Origin of the sequence: Diaphorobacter caeni (assembly GCF_015354245.1) — a bacterium.
Taxonomy (GTDB): domain Bacteria; phylum Pseudomonadota; class Gammaproteobacteria; order Burkholderiales; family Burkholderiaceae_C; genus Diaphorobacter_A; species Diaphorobacter_A caeni.
In genome coordinates this window covers 217,333-234,150 of the sequence record NZ_JADKYZ010000001.1, presented here as the reverse complement: position 1 = coordinate 234,150, position 16,818 = coordinate 217,333, and the positions used below count along the sequence as shown (strand labels likewise).

The window sequence follows — 16,818 nt, the reverse complement described above, 5'->3', positions numbered from 1 at the left end:
GGCGGCCACTGAAAAAATACAAGCGAGGAGACGACAATGCGTACCGAATTCCTGCACGGCGTCCGTGCCGTGGGCCGGGCCGTGGCTTTTGGAGCCGTCGTGGCGACCCTGAGCACAGGTTTCGCCCAGGCCCAGAAGGTCGCGCCGAACCTGTTGCGCGTGGATGCGCTGGTGCAGCCCGACACCACGCCCGAAGAGTTCGTGCGTTTGAAGCGCGCATCGGCGCAGCCTGTCGCGCCGTCCGTCATTCAGCTCGGTGAATGGGCGGGTCTCAAGTCCGCCAGCGTCAAGCGCGAGGGCGTCACCCAGATCGGCGCGCCGCGCGCCAGTGCCGCGACGACCCATGCCGAGCAGACGCGCGCCGTGCTGCAATGGCAGACCTCCGCGCGTGGCGGCCAGATCGCCGCGCTGAGCTTTGAGTCTTCCGGTGCGCTCGGCATGCGGCTTGGCGTGCTGATCGACAAGCTGCCCGGCAGCGCGCTGCTGCGCGTGTATTCGCAGAACGCGCGCGACGACGCCTTCGAGATCGCCGGTCAACGCGTGCTGCAGGTTCTTGAGAACAACCGCCTCGCCGGTGATACCTCGGACGCCGCCCGCACCTGGTGGACGCCCGGCTCCGACGCCGACGAACTGACGCTGGAGATCGAGCTGCCGCCCGGCACGCTGACCTCGTCGGTGCAGCTGTCCGTGCCATCCGTGCTGCACTTCTTTGAAGCGCTGTCGCGCCCGGTGGCCAACGATGACGACCACGACGCCGCCGCCGAGCAAGGCATCGCCAAGATCGGCGAGGCCTCGTTCTGCGAGCAGGACGCCACCTGTTCCAGCGACCTCGTCAGCCAGCGCAACGCCGTCGCCCGCATGGTCTTCGTCGAGTCCGATGGCGCCTACGCCTGCACCGGCACGCTGGTCAACGACGCGACCAGCAGCGCCACGCCCTACTTTCTGACGGCCCACCACTGCATCGAGACGCAGACCGTCGCCTCGACCCTGCAGACCTACTGGTTCTACCGCTCGCCGACCTGCAACGCCAGCACGCTCTCGCCCGCGTCGCGGATTCTGAAGAACGGCGCCACGCTGCTCTACAGCGCGGAGTCGCCCGACGTCACGCTGCTGCGCCTGAACGACACGCCGCCCGCCGGTGCCGTCTTCGCGGGCTGGGACGCCGCGTCGATGAGCCGCAGCGCCGCCGTCATCGGCCTGCACCATCCGAGAGGCGATCTGCTCAAGCTCAGCTCGGGCGCAATCGACGGCGCCACGACCTGCACGCCCACCGGCACGGGCAATGTGAGCTGCGTGAGCAGCAGCGCGACCTCGATGTCCGGCACCTACTACCGCGTGAAATGGAGCACCGGCACGACCGAGGGCGGCAGCAGCGGCTCCGGCCTGTTCTTCAACGGCGCGCTGACGGGCATTCTCTCGAGCGGCACGGGCTCGTGCTTCGCTAATCAGGCCTATACCAACTACGCGCGCTTCGACGTGGTCTACCCCGCGCTCAAGAAGTGGCTGGCCGCAGCGCCCGAGACAGGATCCGAAACCGGGAGCGGCGCCGGCACCGGTGCAGGCACGGGCAGCACGGCGTCCACCCGCTCGGCCGTCTACCGCTTCTACAACATCAAGTCGGGCGCGCATTTCTACACGATCAGCGCGGGCGAACGGGACTTCGTGATCCAGACCTACCCCGAGTACCAGTACGAGAACGTGGCCTTCTACGCCTATGGTCAGGCAAGCCCCAGCAAGGACGCGGTCTACCGCTTCTACAACTCGCAGACCGGCGCGCACTTCTACACCATCAACGCCGACGAGCGTGATTTCGTGGTCCAGACCTATCCCGCCTTCCGCCTCGAAGGCCCCGTCTGGTATGCACAGAAGGCCGAGGGCAACGGCTCCACGCCGATCTTCCGCTTCTACAACACGCGGACCGGGGCGCACTTCTACACGGTCAACGCGGCGGAGCGCGACTTCGTGATCTCGGAGTACAAGGACTTCCAATACGAAGGCCCCGTCTACCACGTGTGGACTTCGCAGTAGGCGCGAGTCCTCGCCCCGCCTCGTCCCTCCCCACCAACAGCCCGGCCATCGCCGGGCTGTTGTCTTTTGCGGCGCGTGAAACCGCGGATCGCGGGCGCTCTCGACCCCGCTGCGCCGACACATTGCACCCTGCACGCAACAGATTGTCGCCCTGCCATCGCGGCTGAACCGGCCTTCAAAGCGATTGTTTGCAAGCACACGCTTTCTTGTTGATTTAGTAAGCACAACCTCATCAGCAAAGAAAAGCGCTGCCATTGCGCTGGCGTCGAGCCGCCCTCATCGATATTAACAAAAACTATTGAATCAATACATTTGCAAACCAAGGTCAATATTGATGTTTCATTTATTAAATTGTTTGTAGCTATTGGTACATTTAAGTCATTAGATATTTCCGCTTCCCCGGAGACCCCCAATGACCCCCTTGCTCAACCAATCGATCCAAGCCGCCAAGACCGCCGCAGTCGCAGCGATGCTCTTCGTGATGGCCGGTTCCGCCGCTGCGAACGGCGAGGGAGTCCGCATGTCGGCCCGTGTGCAGCCCGCAGAGGTGGCAGAGGAATTCGTGAACCTCAAGCGCTCGGCCGTGGCACCGGTGGCCGCGACGATGGTGGAGCTGGGCGCATGGGTGACCCCCAAGGCGGCACCCGCCTCGAGCCGTGACGACCTCATCAAGATCGGCGCCACCCGCACCAGCGAAGCCTCGGCATCGGTGCAGGCCGTCAGCGCGCTGCTGAACTGGAAGCCCTCGCCACGCGGCGGCCTGATCGCCGCCATGAACTTCGTCTCCAACGATGCCTTCGGCATGCGTGCCGGTCTGCAGATCGACGCCCTGCCCGGCAACGCACTGGTCCGCGTCTACGAGCCCGAGTTCCGCGACGAAGCCTTCGAAATCGCCGGTCAGCGCATCCAGCAACTGCTGCAGAACAACGCCGCCTCCGGTGACACCTCGGCCGCAGCCAACACCTGGTGGACCCCCGCCGTCGACGGCGACCAGCTCGTGATCGAGATCGAACTGCCCGCAGGCTTCGCTCCCAGCCAGGTTCAGGTGTCGGTGCCCAGCGTGCTGCACATCTATGAAAACATCTTCAACTTGGTGGACGACGGAACCGCCGTCAGCACCAAGCTCAACAACGCCGGTGCCTGCACGCTCGACTCCACCTGCTTTGACGAATATTCCCGCCAGCGCGACGCCGTCGCCCGCATGCACTACGTGACAGCCGAAGGCGGTTACCTCTGCACCGGCACCCTGCTCAATGACCGCACCGGCAGCGGCACGCCCTACTTCCTGACCGCCAACCACTGCATCGCCTCGCAGACCGAAGCCTCGACTCTGCAGACCTTCTGGTTCTACCGCACCCCCAGCTGCAACAGCCGCCTGCTGTCCTCGGCCAGCAAGACGCTGAAGAACGGCGCCAAGCTGCTCTACACATCGAGCACCCCCGACGCCACTCTGCTGGTGCTCAACGACACCCCACCCGCAGGCGCCGTGTTCGCCGGCTGGGACACCACCGCGCTCAACAACGGCACCGCCATCGTCGGCATCCACCACCCCGGCGGCGACATGCAGAAGATCAGCTTCGGCAACGTGATCGGCACCTCGGCCTGCACCCCCGGCAAGGGCTACTACACCTGCATGGGCACCAGCGCCATGACCGAGAGCTTCTACCGCGTTCAATGGACCAAGGGCATGACCGAAGGCGGCAGCAGTGGCTCCGGCCTGTTCGTGAACGGCGTGCTGACCGGCGTGCTCTCCAACGGCACCGCATCCTGCACCGCCACCGGCGGCGTGAACAACTACGCCCGCTTCGACAAGATCTTCCCCGCCATCAAGCAATGGCTCTACCCCGAAGTGACCGGCACCCAGACCGGTGGTGCCCGCACCGCCGTCTACCGCTTCTACAACACACAGACCGGCGCGCACTTCTACACCAGCAACGTCGCCGAACGCGATCTGGTGATCAACAACTACCGCGCCTACCAATATGAAAACGTGGTGTTCCAGGCCTACGCACAGGCTGGTGAAGGCATGGTTGCAGTGCACCGCTTCTACAACCGCCAGACCGACTCGCACGTCTACACCATCAACGATGGCGAACGCGCCGCCATGCAAGCCGACAGCGCCACCTTCGGCTACGACGGCGTGGCCTGGTACGCCAAGGCCGAATCCACCAACGACACCGTGCAGGTCTTCCGCTTCCGCAACGTGCAGACTGGCCGCTACTTCTACTCCGCCAGCGTCGGCGAACGCGACTTCGTGATCGCCACCTACGCCGCACTCCAGTACGAAGGCGTGTCGTACAACGTGTGGCAAGGCCAATAAAAGTGGGAATCAGGATTTGAAAAGAAGAACGAAGAGCCCGAATTGATTTGACAGGGTGACTCTAGGGGAATTGGGCCCGGCATGGTTTGCCGGGCCATTTTTTTGACCGCAAGGAATGGCCTTCAAGCAGCAGCTCATCCATGCCAACGGATCAGGTTCGCTGCAAAAATCCTAAAAATCAAACCTCGCGCATGGTCATGGGAATGGTGACGGGACCATCGTTGACCAGATGCACTTGCATGTCCGCCGCAAACTGCCCGGTTTGAACCATGGGGTGCACGGCCCGGGCCTGCGAGACGAAATACTCATACAAACGCCGCCCCTCGTCCGGCGCGGCAGCGGCGGTGAAACTGGGACGATTGCCTCCCTTGGTATCGGCCGCCAGAGTGAACTGACTCACCACCAGCAAACCGCCCCCCACGTCCTGAACGCTGCGGTTCATCTTGCCGGCGTCATCGCTGAAGATCCGCAGCTTCAGGATCTTTGCCAGCAGCTTGTCCGCCAGCTTGTCCGTGTCGCCCTGCTCGGCGCACAACAGCACCAGCAGCCCCTGTCCGATCTGGCCGACGACGTCACCAGCCACTTCCACACGCGCCTCGCGCACACGTTGCAATACCGTGATCACTTCACTGTCCTTGTCATTTCAATTCAACACGAATCCCCAGGAATTCACTCGCCCCGCGACGCCACCGTCTCAAAGACGGTGGCCTGCCCCAGCGGCAGGATTTCGATGGTCGCGCGCAGGTTCGGAACGGCCTGCATCAGCGCCGCTTCCACATCAGTGCGCAGCTGCGCGGCGCGGCCAAGCGTCCATTCGGCGGGCACATGCATGTGCACGTCCACGAAGTTACGGCTTCCTGCTCGGCGGGATATCAGACTGTCGAAACGTGCCTCTCCGCCGCTTTGCTCTCCGTAACGTGCGAGTACCTGCTCCACGCCATGCAACTGATCGGGCGGCAAAGCCTCGTCCATCAGGCCCTGCGAAGACTCCCACAGCATGGAGCCGCCCTCGCGCAGAATGTTGAGCGCCACCAGAATCGCGACCACCGGATCGATCCAGTGCCAGCCTGTGAGGGCCGCCGCAATCAAACCGACCAGCACGCCCGCCGAGGTCCACACGTCGGTGAACAAATGCCGCGCATCTCCCTCGAGCGCCTTGGAGTGGTGCACCCGCGCCGCGCGCAGCATGTACCACGCGAGCACGCCGTTGCACACGCTGCTGGCCACCAGCAGCACGGATCCCCAGCCCACCTGCTCGATGGGCTGCGGCTGCAGCAGCCGCGACACGCCCGCCCAGAGAATCGCGATGGCCGCGCCGATGATGAGAATGCCCTCGAAGCCCGAGGAGAAGAACTCCGCCTTGTGATGCCCGTAAGGATGGTCTTCATCCGCGGGCCGGCGCGCGATCGTCACCATTGCGAGCGCAAACACCGCGCCCGCGAGATTGACGAAGGACTCCAGCGCGTCGGACAACATGCCCACCGAACCCGTCACCCACCAGGCCAGCGTCTTCAGCACGATGGTGAGCACGGCCACGGCCACGGACGCACGCAGCAGGGTGGAAGGCGTCATCCACGCGGGAACTGACGCATGCGACGGCGCTGGCGACGAAGCGCGTTCAAGAGGGTCGTTGGGCATGGCCGCCATTATCCCCATGCGCGCCCGACCCTTTGCCGATGAAGTGCAGGCAGAAATGCACGTATCCATGCAAATGTCACCAAGGCGTGGACAATAGGCCCATGTCATCCATTCCCATGTTCACAGAACCGACGCTGCATACCGACCCGGCCGACGCGCTGGCGCAGGTACAACGCATTTACCAACAGCAGATCAACCTCCTGCGCGATGCGATGCAGCGCTTTGTGGCAGGGGAAACTCCGGCGGAGCACGTACGCGCTTACTACCCCTTCGTGCGCATGCAGACCACGACGGTGTCGCGCAAGCCCTCGCCGTTCGCCTACGGTTTCGTCGAAGGTCCGGGTCGATATGAAACCACGTTGACCCGCCCCGACCTGTTCGCCAACTACTACCTGGAGCAGTTCCGCCTGCTGCGCGAAAGCCATGGCGTCGAGCTCGAAGTGGGTCTGAGCACCCAGCCGATTCCCATCCATTTCTCGTTCGCCGAAAACGACCACATCGAAGGCTCGCTCACGCAGGAGCGCCGCACGCTGATGCGCGACGTGTTCGACCTGCCCGACCTGTCCTCGATGGATGACGGCATCGCCAACGGCACCTGGGAGGCCAAGCCGGGCGAGGCGCAGCCGCTGTCGCTGTTCACCGCACCGCGCGTGGACTACTCGCTGCACCGCCTGCGCCACTACACCGGCACCCAGCCCGAGTGGTTCCAGAACTTCGTGCTGTTCACCAACTACCAGTTCTACATCGACGAATTCGTGCGTCTGGGCCAGGCCGAGATGGCCAAAGAAGACAGCGAATACATCGCCTTCATCGAGCCCGGCAACGTCGTCAAGCGCCGCAAAGGCCTGGCCACCAAGCCCGGAGACGAACTCGGCGTCGCCCCGCCGCGCCTGCCGCAGATGCCGGCGTATCACTTGGTGCGCGCAGACGGCAGCGGCATCACCATGGTCAACATCGGCGTCGGTCCCGCCAACGCCAAGACCATCACCGACCATATCGCCGTGCTGCGCCCGCATGCCTGGATGATGCTCGGCCACTGCGCCGGACTGCGCAACAGCCAGCAGCTGGGCGACTACGTGCTCGCCCACGCCTACGTGCGCGAAGACCATGTGCTCGACGAAGAATTGCCGCTGTGGGTGCCGATTCCTGCGCTGGCCGAAATCCAGCTCGCGCTCCAGCAGGCCGTGGCCGATGTGGCCAAGGTGCCCGAAGACCAGCTCAAGCGCATCATGCGCACGGGCACGGTCGCCAGCACCGACAACCGCAACTGGGAGCTGCTGCCCGACAACATGCCCCAGCGCCGCTTCAGCCAGAGCCGCGCCGTCGCGCTCGACATGGAAAGCGCCACCATCGCGGCCAACGGCTTTCGCTTCCGCGTGCCGTACGGAACCCTGCTGTGCGTGAGCGACAAGCCGCTGCACGGCGAGATCAAGCTGCCCGGCATGGCCAACCATTTCTACCGCGAGCGCGTCGACCAGCACCTGCGCATCGGCATGCGTGCGGTCGACATTCTGCGCGAGGGCGGCTCGCAGCGCCTGCACAGCCGCAAGCTGCGCAGCTTTGCGGAAGTGGCGTTCCAGTGATGCTGCCGCAGCCGCTTTGTCAAATGCAATCGGTCCTGCGTATCGGTTGAAGTTTTTCGACAGCGGCCAGAGGGAAAACTTTCCACAATACGTGGCAGAAGTTCCCTGACGTCGGCTGAAGGGGTGCGGGCGGTCCGCGCATGGCCTGCGGGGTGGACTGTCCATTCACCTCACCACCGCACCGTCCATGCCGTCCCTGCTCCAAGCCGATCACATCGCACTGATCCAGAGTGGCGTCTCCACCATCGTCGCGTCGCGCGACGTGCGGCTGCGCCCCAGCCTGATGCGCGCCGTGGGGTCGTCGATCAGCGCCGACGGCGGGCACATCACGGTTTTTCTGCGTCCAAGCCAATCGCGCCAGCTGCTGGCCGACATCCGCGAAACGGGACAGATCGCCGTGGTGTTCAGCGACCCGCCCTCCGAGCGCACCGTGCAGGTCAAGGCCTCGCACGCCACCGAACGGGGCGTCACCGATGCCGACGCCCCCGCGCTGCTCGCCTACCGGCTGGCAATGCAGAAGGCGATCGCGCAGGTCGGCTACGGCGCACACTATGTGGACGCCATGTTGAGCGCGCCGCTGCACGATCTGATTGCCGTGGAGTTTTCGCCCGAACAGGCGTTCAACCAGACCCCCGGCACCGGCGCAGGACTGCCGCTGACGCAAGGTGCCTGAATGAGCCAGCCGGACACCATCGAACCCACGCTGCGGGGAATCCGTGCGTGCCTGGAGGGCGCGATTCCCGCCATCGCCGCCACCTGCGCGGCGGACGGCACGCCCAATGTCGCCTACATCTCGCAGGTGCTCTTCGTCGACGACGGGCATGTCGCGCTGTCGTTCCAGTTCTTCAACAAGACGCGGCAGAACATACTGGTCAATCCCTTCGCCAACGTGCTGGTGATGGACCCGGTCACCGCGCGCTGCTACCGCCTGCATCTGCGCTACCTGCACACCGAAAGCCAGGGCCCGCTGTTCGAGCGCATGAAAGCGCAGCTCGCGGGCATCGCATCGCATTGCGGCATGGCCGACGTGTTTGCGCTCAAGGGCTCGGACATCTACGCTGTCGAGCGCATAGAAACCGTTCCTGGCGAGACGCTCGCGCCCGCCCCGCCACGCGCCGACCTGCTGATCGCGCTGCGCCTGTGCACGCAGCGCATGACACGCTGCACGACTCTTGCTGAGCTGCTGAGGGAAACTCTGGCGGCACTGGAGGAGCATCTGTCGATCGCGCACTCGATGGTGCTGATGCTCGACGCCGCGGCGGCACAGCTCTACACCGTGGCCAGCCACGGCTATGCGAGGTCTGGCGTGGGCTCGGAGATCAAGCTCGGGCAAGGCGTCATCGGCATGGCCGCGCGAGAAGTCACGCCGGTGCGCATCAGCCACATGACGCACGCTGCGCTCTACAGCCACACCATCCGCAGCAGCCTCGGCGAGATGATGCAGGCCGAACCCAGCATTCCCTATCCCGGTCTGGCTGCCCCCCACAGTCAGCTTGCCGTGCCGCTCATCAGCGCCCAGCGCACCGTCGGCGTGCTGTTCGTCGAGAGCCCTTTCGATCTGCAGTTCCGCTACCTCGAAGAAGACGCGCTGATGACGCTGGGCGCGCATCTTGCCGCCGCCATCGACGCGCTGCAGCAGCCCGCCGAAGAAACCGCCACCGCACCTGAGGCGCCACCTGCCGCCATAGCGCCTCCGAGCACGCCAAGCGTCCCCGTGCGCGTCAGGTACTTCGACAGCAACTGCAGCATCTTCGTGAACGACGTCTATCTCATCAAGGGCGTGGCGGGAGCGATTCTCTGGAAACTGCTGCGCGACCACGAAAGCAGCGCTCGCGTGGATTTTTCCAATCGCGAGCTGCGGCTGGACCCCGCGTTGCGCCTGCCCGACGTGGCCGACAATCTTGAAGCACGGCTGCTGCTGCTCCAGCGCCGCCTTCAGGAAAGCGACGGTGCCATCCAGCTCCAGAAGACGGGACGCGGCCGCATGCGACTGGTGCTCGCCGGTTCGGTGCACCTCATCGCCGCTTGAGCGGACCGCGCGATCCGCCCGCGCTCCCGTCACGCGGGCACGCCCAACAGATCACCCTGCAACCGAGTCCAGTCCCGCGCCCGCAGGTGCTCGCGCGCGAGGTCCATCGCCGCTGCGAAGACTGGCGGCGGCGCCTTGTCGCGCACGTCATCGAGCATCAGCGTGCGCTCGTCCGCGTTGACGCTGGGAATCATCCACCGCAAGCACAGCATGCTTTCCTCCGGCCCGATGGTGGCGACCAATGCCGCTTCCACCTGCTGGATTTCAGCGTCGCTGTAGTGCCTCCACAGCACCAGGTTGTGCACCGTTTCCTCGTAGTGCATGTGTTCAAAATTGTGCGCCACGAACAGCGCAAAGCGTCGATACAGCGCCAGCGCCGCCGCACCACGGCGGCCCTTCGGTTGCTGCGGGAGTGCGCGGGCCTCTTCATGGAGCATGGCAATCGCCTGCACATGCTCGACATGCTCCTGCGCGATCTTCTCGCTGCTGCCCGGTACGCGCGCCTGCATCGCCTTGTGCACGAACTCGTTCTCATGCGTCACATGGGAGCTGCAGAAATCCAGCAGCCCATGCAGCTCCGCGCACACCGTCCGCACTTCGGCGTCGTCGTGCGCGTCCATGCGTCCCAACGCGACCAGCATGTCGCTCATGTAGGCACGCAGGGCCTTGTGGATGATCACGTAAATGTCCGCACGCGGTGCTGCGTCGGCCGTCTCCTGGGTAAGCGCCTGTCCTGTTTCTTCGGTACTGAATCGCATGGTCGTTGTCCTGATATTGAACGTTGGAATGGACCGGCAACCCCGTTGAAATCACGGTTTGCCGGCGGGTTCAAAGTCTAGAAACGGACCATGATTTGCGCTGCTAAAAAGCGCTTAAGCAAATCCTAAAGATTCATTAAAAGAAAAAACTCCACGCATGCGTGGCCATGCTTTCTCCTCGTCCTGTCACGTCACGCTTCCCGCGCTCCGATGCCCCGCAGGCGAGAGCGTCAAGGCACGGAAGAGCGGATCAAATCCACCGCCTTCTCCGCGATCATGATCACGGGAGCGTTCGTGTTACCGCTCACCACCCGGGGCATGATCGACGCATCGACCACCCGCAGTCCCTGCACGCCATGCACCCGCAGTTCGGCGTCGACCACGTCCAGAGGCCCCGCCCCCATGCGGCAGCTTCCGACCGGGTGATAGATGGTGTCCGCATAGTCGCGGATGTACTCGGCGATCTGCTCGTCGCTTTGCGCATTTGCGGAATGCTCCAGCTCCTTGCCGCCAAGGTTCGCGAGCGCCGGCTGCATCAGAATCCGGCGCATGGTTTTCACCGCGCCGATCATTTTCCGCATGTCCTCGGGGTCGGCGAAGAACGCAGGATCGATCAGCGGCGCGGCGAGCGCATCGGCGCTGGCGAGCGTGACGCGGCCTCTGCTTCTGGGCTGGAGCAGACAGACATGGCAGGAGTAGCCATGCCCCCAGACCATCTTGCGGCCATGGTCGAGCAGCTTGCCGACGACGAAGTGCAGCTGCAGATCGGGCACGGCCTCGCTCTCGCTGCTCTTGATGAAGCCGCCCGCTTCGGCGAAGTTGGTGGTCAGCATGCCGGTGCGCCGAGAATTCCACTCGAACATGCCGCGCACCGCATTGCTCGCGCCCTTGAGCGACAGACCAAACGAGTCGGTGAGCTGCGCACCGTCGACCACGGTCACCACGTCGGGATGATCGTGCAGATGCTCGCCGACGCCCGGCAGATCGTGCACGACGCCGATGCCGAGCTTCTGCAGATCCGCGCCATTGCCTATGCCCGAAAGCATCAGTATCTGCGGTGACAGCAGCGCGCCCGCACTGAGCAGCACCTCGCGCGTGGCACGCTCGGAATGCAGTGCGCCGCCCTTGAAATACTGCACGCCCACCGCGCGCTTGCCTTCCATGAGAATGCGTGTGACCTGCGCGCCCGTCACCACCTGCAGGTTGGGGCGCGAGAGATGCGGCGTGAGATAGGCCTTGGCGGCACTGAAGCGTTCGCCGTTCCTGTGCGTGACCTGGTACAGCCCCACGCCTTCGAACTCGGGCCCGTTGAAATCGTGGTTGTGGGTGTGCCCGGCCTGAACGCAGGCATCCACAAAGGCATGGCTCAGTGGATTCGGACTGCGCAGATCGGCCACGTTGAGCGGCCCTCCCGCGCCATGCAGCGCGTCCGCGCCGCGCTCGTTGTTCTCGGAGCGCTTGAAGTACGGCAGCACATCGCTCCAGCCCCAGCCCGCGTTGCCCTGTGCGGCCCAGTGGTCATAGTCGCTCGCATGTCCGCGCGCGTAGATCATCGCGTTGATGGAACTGGAGCCGCCCAGCGTCTTGCCACGCGGCTGATACCCGCGCCTCCCGCCCAGTCCGGCCTGCGGCGTGGTCGACAGCTTCCAGTTGTTGACACCGGTCCTGGCCATGACTGCAAGGCCCGCGGGGCAGTGAATCAACACGCTGGCGTCGTGTCCTCCCGCCTCGATCAGGCAGACGCGCACCTGAGGATCCTCGCTCAGACGCCCCGCGAGCACCGAGCCGGCCGATCCGCCACCCACCACGATGTAGTCGAACATGTGACACCCGTCTCCGTTGAAAAAGCGTGCCTGCGCTTTTTTGTCGATACCATGTATGGTTGCGCCGCAGCATTGCGCGCGGCCACCGACTTACCCTACCTACCAACCCATTTTCTTTTTTCTCTACAAGGCAGACTTTATATGACGATTTCTACCGTGGGCATCATTGGCGCTGGCACGATGGGCAATGGCATTGCGCAGGCGTGTGCGGTTTCCGGCATCAACGTGGTGATGGTGGACATCTCCGACGCGGCCGTGCAAAAGGGCATCGCCACCGTGGCCGGCAGTCTCGACCGCCTGATCAAGAAGGAAAAGATCTCGGAAGCCGACAAGGCCGCGGCGCTCGCACGCATCAAGGGTTCGACCAACTACGACGACCTCAAGGCCGCACAGATCGTGATCGAGGCCGCGACCGAAAACTTCGACCTCAAGGTCAAGATCCTCAAGCAGGTCGACGCCCTGCTCGCACCCGAAGTGATCCTCGCATCGAACACCTCGTCGATCTCGATCACCAAGCTCGCCGCCGTGACGAGCCGCGCCGACCGCTTCATCGGCATGCACTTCTTCAACCCCGTGCCGATGATGGCGCTGGTCGAAATCATCCGCGGTCTGCAGACCTCCGACGACACCCATGCAGCCGTGAAGACCCTGTCCGAGCGCCTCGGCAAGAGCCCGATCACCGTGAAGAACGCCCCCGGCTTCGTCGTCAACCGCATTCTGGTGCCCATGATCAACGAAGCCTTCTTCGTGCTCGCAGAAGGCTCCGCCACCGCCGAAGACATCGACGCCGGCATGAAGCTCGGCTGCAACCAGCCCATCGGCCCACTGGCGCTCGCCGACATGATCGGCCTCGACGTCTGCCTGGCTGTGATGGACGTGTACCTCGAAGAATTCGGCGACAGCAAGTACCGCCCCTGCCCCCTGCTCAAGGAAATGGTCGCGGCAGGCCGCCTGGGCCGCAAGACGGGTCAAGGCGTGTACAAGTACTGATTGATTGACCGGCGCATCGGCACGAGCGAAGCGAAGTGCCGACCACTCCTCCGAATTAACCTCTAGCTCGCGGCGGTTGTCCGAACGGAGCGACGCCGTCGCAAAGTGAGTTCTGCCGCGGGTATTGAAAAGCGCGTTTTGGGTTACTTTTTGCGCGCAAGCAAAAAGTGATTCCGCCGCCGGGCGGAACTCCCGGCCTCTGAACAAAACCACCCAGCCGAAGCCGAGCAAGAAGCAGAAGGAGACAAACAAATGCCCACTCCCAACCCCTTCAAACAAGCCCTCGCCGCAGGCCAGCAACAAATAGGCATCTGGTCCACGCTGGCCTCGCCGCTGGTGGCAGAACTCCTCGCAGGCTCAGGCTTCGACTGGATCCTCCTCGACACGGAGCACTCCCCCAACGACGTCCCGCTGATGGTCCCCCATCTGCAGGCCGTAGCCGCCGCAACGGCACAGCAACAACAACAGCAACAGGACCAGAGAAAGACCACCCACGCCGTCATCCGCCCCGCCTGGAACGACCACGTCCTCATCAAGCGCTACCTCGACATCGGCGCACAGACCCTGCTGATCCCCTTCGTGCAGAACGCCGAAGAAGCAAAGGCAGCGGTGAACGCCATCCGCTACGCCCCCAACGGCGTGCGCGGCCTCGGCGGATCGGTGCGCGCCTCCAACTTCGGACGTGACGCCCACTACATCCGCGATGCAGAAAAAGAGCTGTGCCTGCTCGTGCAGGTGGAGACCAAGGAGGCGCTCGCCCAGATCGAGGCCATCGCGGCGGTCGATGGGGTGGACGGCATCTTCATCGGCCCGTCCGACCTCTCGGCCAGCATGGGGCACCCCGGCCAGCCCAACCACCCTGAAGTGCGCGCCGCCATCGATGACGCCATCCGCCGCATCCGCGCCACCGGCAAGGCGCCCGGCATCCTGCAGGTCAATGAGGAACGTGCACGCGAATGCCTCGCGCTCGGCGCGCTGTTCGTGGCCGTGGCGCTCGACATGGTGCTGCTGCGCGAGGCCGCCGACGGCTGCGCCGCACGCTTTCGCCCAAGCGGCGGTGACGGCACGATCGCACGAAGCACCTATTGAGCTGCGAAGAGCGGTAGTGTGCAAAGCAGCTGAAATGCACCTCAAATCCACTAGGGATTGCAAGCATGGAATCAGCTTGTGCCCTCATCATGTGCACATAGCCACTCGCACCGCGCATGAAATACGCTCTTCTCGCCGATCTGCACTCCAACCTGCATGCGCTGGACGCCTGTCTTGAGCATGCCCGCGCCCATGATGCACAGCAGTTTGCGTTTCTGGGCGATCTGGTCGGCTACGGCGGCAATCCCGCGCAGGTGCTGGACCGGGTCATGGACATGGTCTCGTGCGGCGCGCTGTGCGTGCGCGGCAACCATGAGCACATGGCGCTCCACCCGCCCACCGTCATCCGGCAGGTGCAGGACGAAGGTGCGGCCTGGACGCACGACCAGCTCCAGCCGCTGCACAAGAGCTTTCTCGAGAACCTGCCGCTCACCGTCAAGCTCGAACAGGACGTGCTGCTCGCCCACGCGAGTGCCGACTCACCGGGCAGCTGGCACTACGTGAGCGACAGCGGCGCGGCCGAGCGCTGCATGCGCGCGGCGGCCGAGCAGGATGCCTCCATTCGCTACGTGTTTGTGGGCCATGTGCACACGCAGTCATTGTATTTTTTGACTCCCACGGCCAAGCTGATGCGCTTCAGCCCCGAGCCCGGCGTGCCCGTGCCCGTGCCGCCGCATCGGCAGTGGCTGGCGGTCGTGGGCTCCTGCGGCCAGCCGCGCGACCGCGATCCGCGCGCCATGTACACGATGTACGACAGCGACGCGGCGACGCTCACCTTTCACCGAGTGGTCTACGACCACATGGCGGCGGCGGCGACGGTGCGGCGCACCCATGCCATGCCGCCGCACTTTGCCGACCGGCTGGAATGGGGGCTGTGAACGGTCGGCGCATTGCAGAAACACAGAAACACAGATAGATAGATAGTTGGTTGGATATAAAAACAAAACGGCAAAGACGCGCAGAACGTCACGCCGCGTCGTTGATCACCGCCATCAGAGCGCAAAAACAAGATCGACGACTTCAATCTCCCGCTCCTTCACGTCCTCGTTCGCTGACATGAAAATGCTGACACCGGGAACCGAGATCGATGGTTTCATCGTTCATGAATGCGTACATGCGGGGGGCATGGCGCACATCTACCACGTGACGTACGCGCAGAGTTCGCGCGACCCCGGCTTTCCGCTGGTGATGAAGATTCCGCGCATGGCCACCGGCGATGGTGCCGAGAACATCGTGAGCTTCGAGGTGGAACTGCTGATTCACCCCACGCTCTCCGGTCCGCATGTGCCGCGCTTCGTCGCGGCTGGCGATCTCATGCGCCTGCCCTACATCGTCATGGAGTATCTCGAAGGCCAGACGCTGCAGCAGTGGCTGGACGCCCATCCACACGGGGACATCGACGAGATCACGCTGATCGCCAATGCCGTCGCCTGGGCCGTGCACAGCCTGCACCAGCAGCATGTCTGCCACCTCGACCTCAAGCCCGCCAACGTGCTGCTCAAGCCCGATGGAACGGCGGCGCTGCTGGACTTCGGTCTCTCCTGCCACTCGCACTATCCGGACCTGCTCGCCGAGGAGATGCGCAGCGCCGTGGGCTCGCCCGCGTGGATCGCGCCCGAGCAGATCGTCGGCGTGCGCGGCGACGTGCGCAGCGACCTCTTCGCCATCGGCGTGATGCTCTACGAGATGGTCACCGGCGAACTGCCGTTCGGTGCGCCGGTCACGCAGGGCGGCCTGCGCCAGCGCCTGTGGATGTCGCCGACGCCGCCGCTTCAGTTGCGGGACGACGTTCCGTCCTGGCTGCAGGAGATCATCCTGCGCTGCCTTGAGCCCGAGGCCGCGCAGCGCTACCCATCGGCCGCGCATCTGGCCTTCGATCTCACGCACCCCGAGCATGTGCCCGTCACCGAACGCGGCGACCGCAGGAGCGCGCCCGGCGCACGATCGCAGTTCAAGCGCTGGATCAAGGCGGCCGGCATGCACTACCAGCCCAGCCCTCTGCCCAAGGAACAGCTGCAGGACGTGCCCATTCTCATGGTGGCCGTGCCGCATCAGGACGTGAGCGACGCCACTATGTATTCGCTGCGTCAGGCGGTGAATCGCTCGCTCGGCATCCGCCCCGGTGCGCGGCTGGCCTGCGTGACGGTGATCTCGCCCTCGGCCAGCAACACCAGCCAGCACGAGCGCAGCGAGACCACGCTGCACCGCACGCATCTCGCGCGCCTCAAGCAATGGTCCGCCACGCTCAATCTGGCGGGCCACAGCGCGAGCTGCCACGTGCTTGAATCCAGCGATGTCGCGCAGGCCCTTGTGCGCTATGCGCGCGGCAATCAGGTCATGATGATCATCATGGGCGCGGCCACGCACGGCCTGCAGATGCAGCGCTTCGTGGATACCGTGCCGATCCGCGTGGTGCGCGATGCGCCCTGCACCGTGATTCTGGTGAAACAGCAGCTGCCCTTTCACGCGCTGGCCGCGGCACCCGCCGCCGACGAGGTCTCGAGCCCGTCCACCCGCGCTGCCATGTGAGCCCGAGGGCCATTGGCGGCTGCGACAATAG

Annotated in this window: 13 protein-coding genes; 9 read left to right on the top strand and 4 right to left on the bottom strand. The window is 64.4% G+C overall.

Annotation, left to right across the window (positions count from 1 at the left end; translation table 11 throughout):
- Positions 1–36 precede the first annotated feature (36 nt).
- Both ISG32_RS01065 and ISG32_RS01060 read left to right on the top strand, forming a co-directional pair.
- Positions 37–2,028, top strand: a complete 1,992-nt coding sequence (locus ISG32_RS01065) for a trypsin-like peptidase domain-containing protein (RefSeq protein WP_194769174.1) — start codon at positions 37–39, stop codon at positions 2,026–2,028.
- A gap of 412 nt (positions 2,029–2,440) precedes the next feature.
- The gene (locus ISG32_RS01060; RefSeq protein ID WP_194769173.1) at positions 2,441–4,348 is read left to right on the top strand and encodes a trypsin-like peptidase domain-containing protein; all 1,908 of its coding nucleotides are present in this window, start codon (positions 2,441–2,443) and stop codon (positions 4,346–4,348) included.
- Between the two features lie 178 nt (positions 4,349–4,526).
- Here the strand turns inward: ISG32_RS01060 and dtd are convergent, their stop codons facing one another.
- Positions 4,527–4,973, bottom strand: a complete 447-nt coding sequence (gene dtd, locus ISG32_RS01055; protein WP_194769172.1) for a D-aminoacyl-tRNA deacylase — start codon at positions 4,971–4,973, stop codon at positions 4,527–4,529.
- A 44-nt stretch (positions 4,974–5,017) separates the two neighbouring features.
- Positions 5,018–5,986: a cation diffusion facilitator family transporter gene (locus ISG32_RS01050; protein WP_228529516.1), complete on the bottom strand. Its 969-nt coding sequence runs from the start codon at positions 5,984–5,986 to the stop codon at positions 5,018–5,020.
- A gap of 101 nt (positions 5,987–6,087) precedes the next feature.
- Between ISG32_RS01050 and ISG32_RS01045 the strand changes: the two genes are divergently transcribed.
- The 3 genes from ISG32_RS01045 (at position 6,088) to ISG32_RS01035 (ending at position 9,598) form a co-directional block, all read left to right on the top strand.
- A complete protein-coding gene (locus ISG32_RS01045; protein ID WP_194769171.1) occupies positions 6,088–7,569 on the top strand; it encodes an AMP nucleosidase in 1,482 nt (493 codons plus the stop codon).
- 187 nt (positions 7,570–7,756) lie between these two features.
- Positions 7,757–8,242, top strand: a complete 486-nt coding sequence (locus tag ISG32_RS01040) for a hypothetical protein (RefSeq protein ID WP_194769170.1) — start codon at positions 7,757–7,759, stop codon at positions 8,240–8,242.
- Entirely contained in the window at positions 8,243–9,598 is a 1,356-nt protein-coding gene (locus tag ISG32_RS01035) for a GAF domain-containing protein (protein WP_194769169.1), read from the top strand.
- Positions 9,599–9,627: 29 nt separating this feature from the next.
- Here ISG32_RS01035 and ISG32_RS01030 read toward each other — a convergent pair whose 3' ends face one another.
- Both ISG32_RS01030 and ISG32_RS01025 read right to left on the bottom strand, forming a co-directional pair.
- Positions 9,628–10,356 carry a hemerythrin domain-containing protein gene (locus ISG32_RS01030; protein ID WP_194769168.1) on the bottom strand — a complete coding sequence of 243 codons (729 nt, stop codon included), beginning with the start codon at positions 10,354–10,356 and terminating at the stop codon, positions 9,628–9,630.
- A gap of 230 nt (positions 10,357–10,586) precedes the next feature.
- Positions 10,587–12,179: a GMC family oxidoreductase gene (locus ISG32_RS01025; RefSeq protein ID WP_194769167.1), complete on the bottom strand. Its 1,593-nt coding sequence runs from the start codon at positions 12,177–12,179 to the stop codon at positions 10,587–10,589.
- Between the two features lie 141 nt (positions 12,180–12,320).
- Here ISG32_RS01025 and ISG32_RS01020 point away from each other — a divergent pair, with 141 nt between their 5' ends.
- The 4 genes from ISG32_RS01020 to ISG32_RS01005 all read left to right on the top strand — a co-directional run bounded on the left by ISG32_RS01020 (position 12,321) and on the right by ISG32_RS01005 (position 16,787).
- Complete coding sequence (locus ISG32_RS01020) at positions 12,321–13,169, top strand: 3-hydroxybutyryl-CoA dehydrogenase (protein ID WP_194769166.1); 849 nt, start codon at positions 12,321–12,323, stop codon at positions 13,167–13,169.
- Between the two features lie 252 nt (positions 13,170–13,421).
- Complete coding sequence (locus ISG32_RS01015; protein ID WP_194769165.1) at positions 13,422–14,258, top strand: aldolase/citrate lyase family protein; 837 nt, start codon at positions 13,422–13,424, stop codon at positions 14,256–14,258.
- Between the two features lie 116 nt (positions 14,259–14,374).
- Positions 14,375–15,136: a metallophosphoesterase family protein gene (locus ISG32_RS01010; protein ID WP_194769164.1), complete on the top strand. Its 762-nt coding sequence runs from the start codon at positions 14,375–14,377 to the stop codon at positions 15,134–15,136.
- Positions 15,137–15,314: 178 nt separating this feature from the next.
- Positions 15,315–16,787, top strand: coding sequence for a bifunctional serine/threonine-protein kinase/universal stress protein (locus tag ISG32_RS01005; protein WP_194769163.1), 1,473 nt, complete (start codon positions 15,315–15,317; stop codon positions 16,785–16,787).
- Positions 16,788–16,818: the final 31 nt, after the last annotated feature.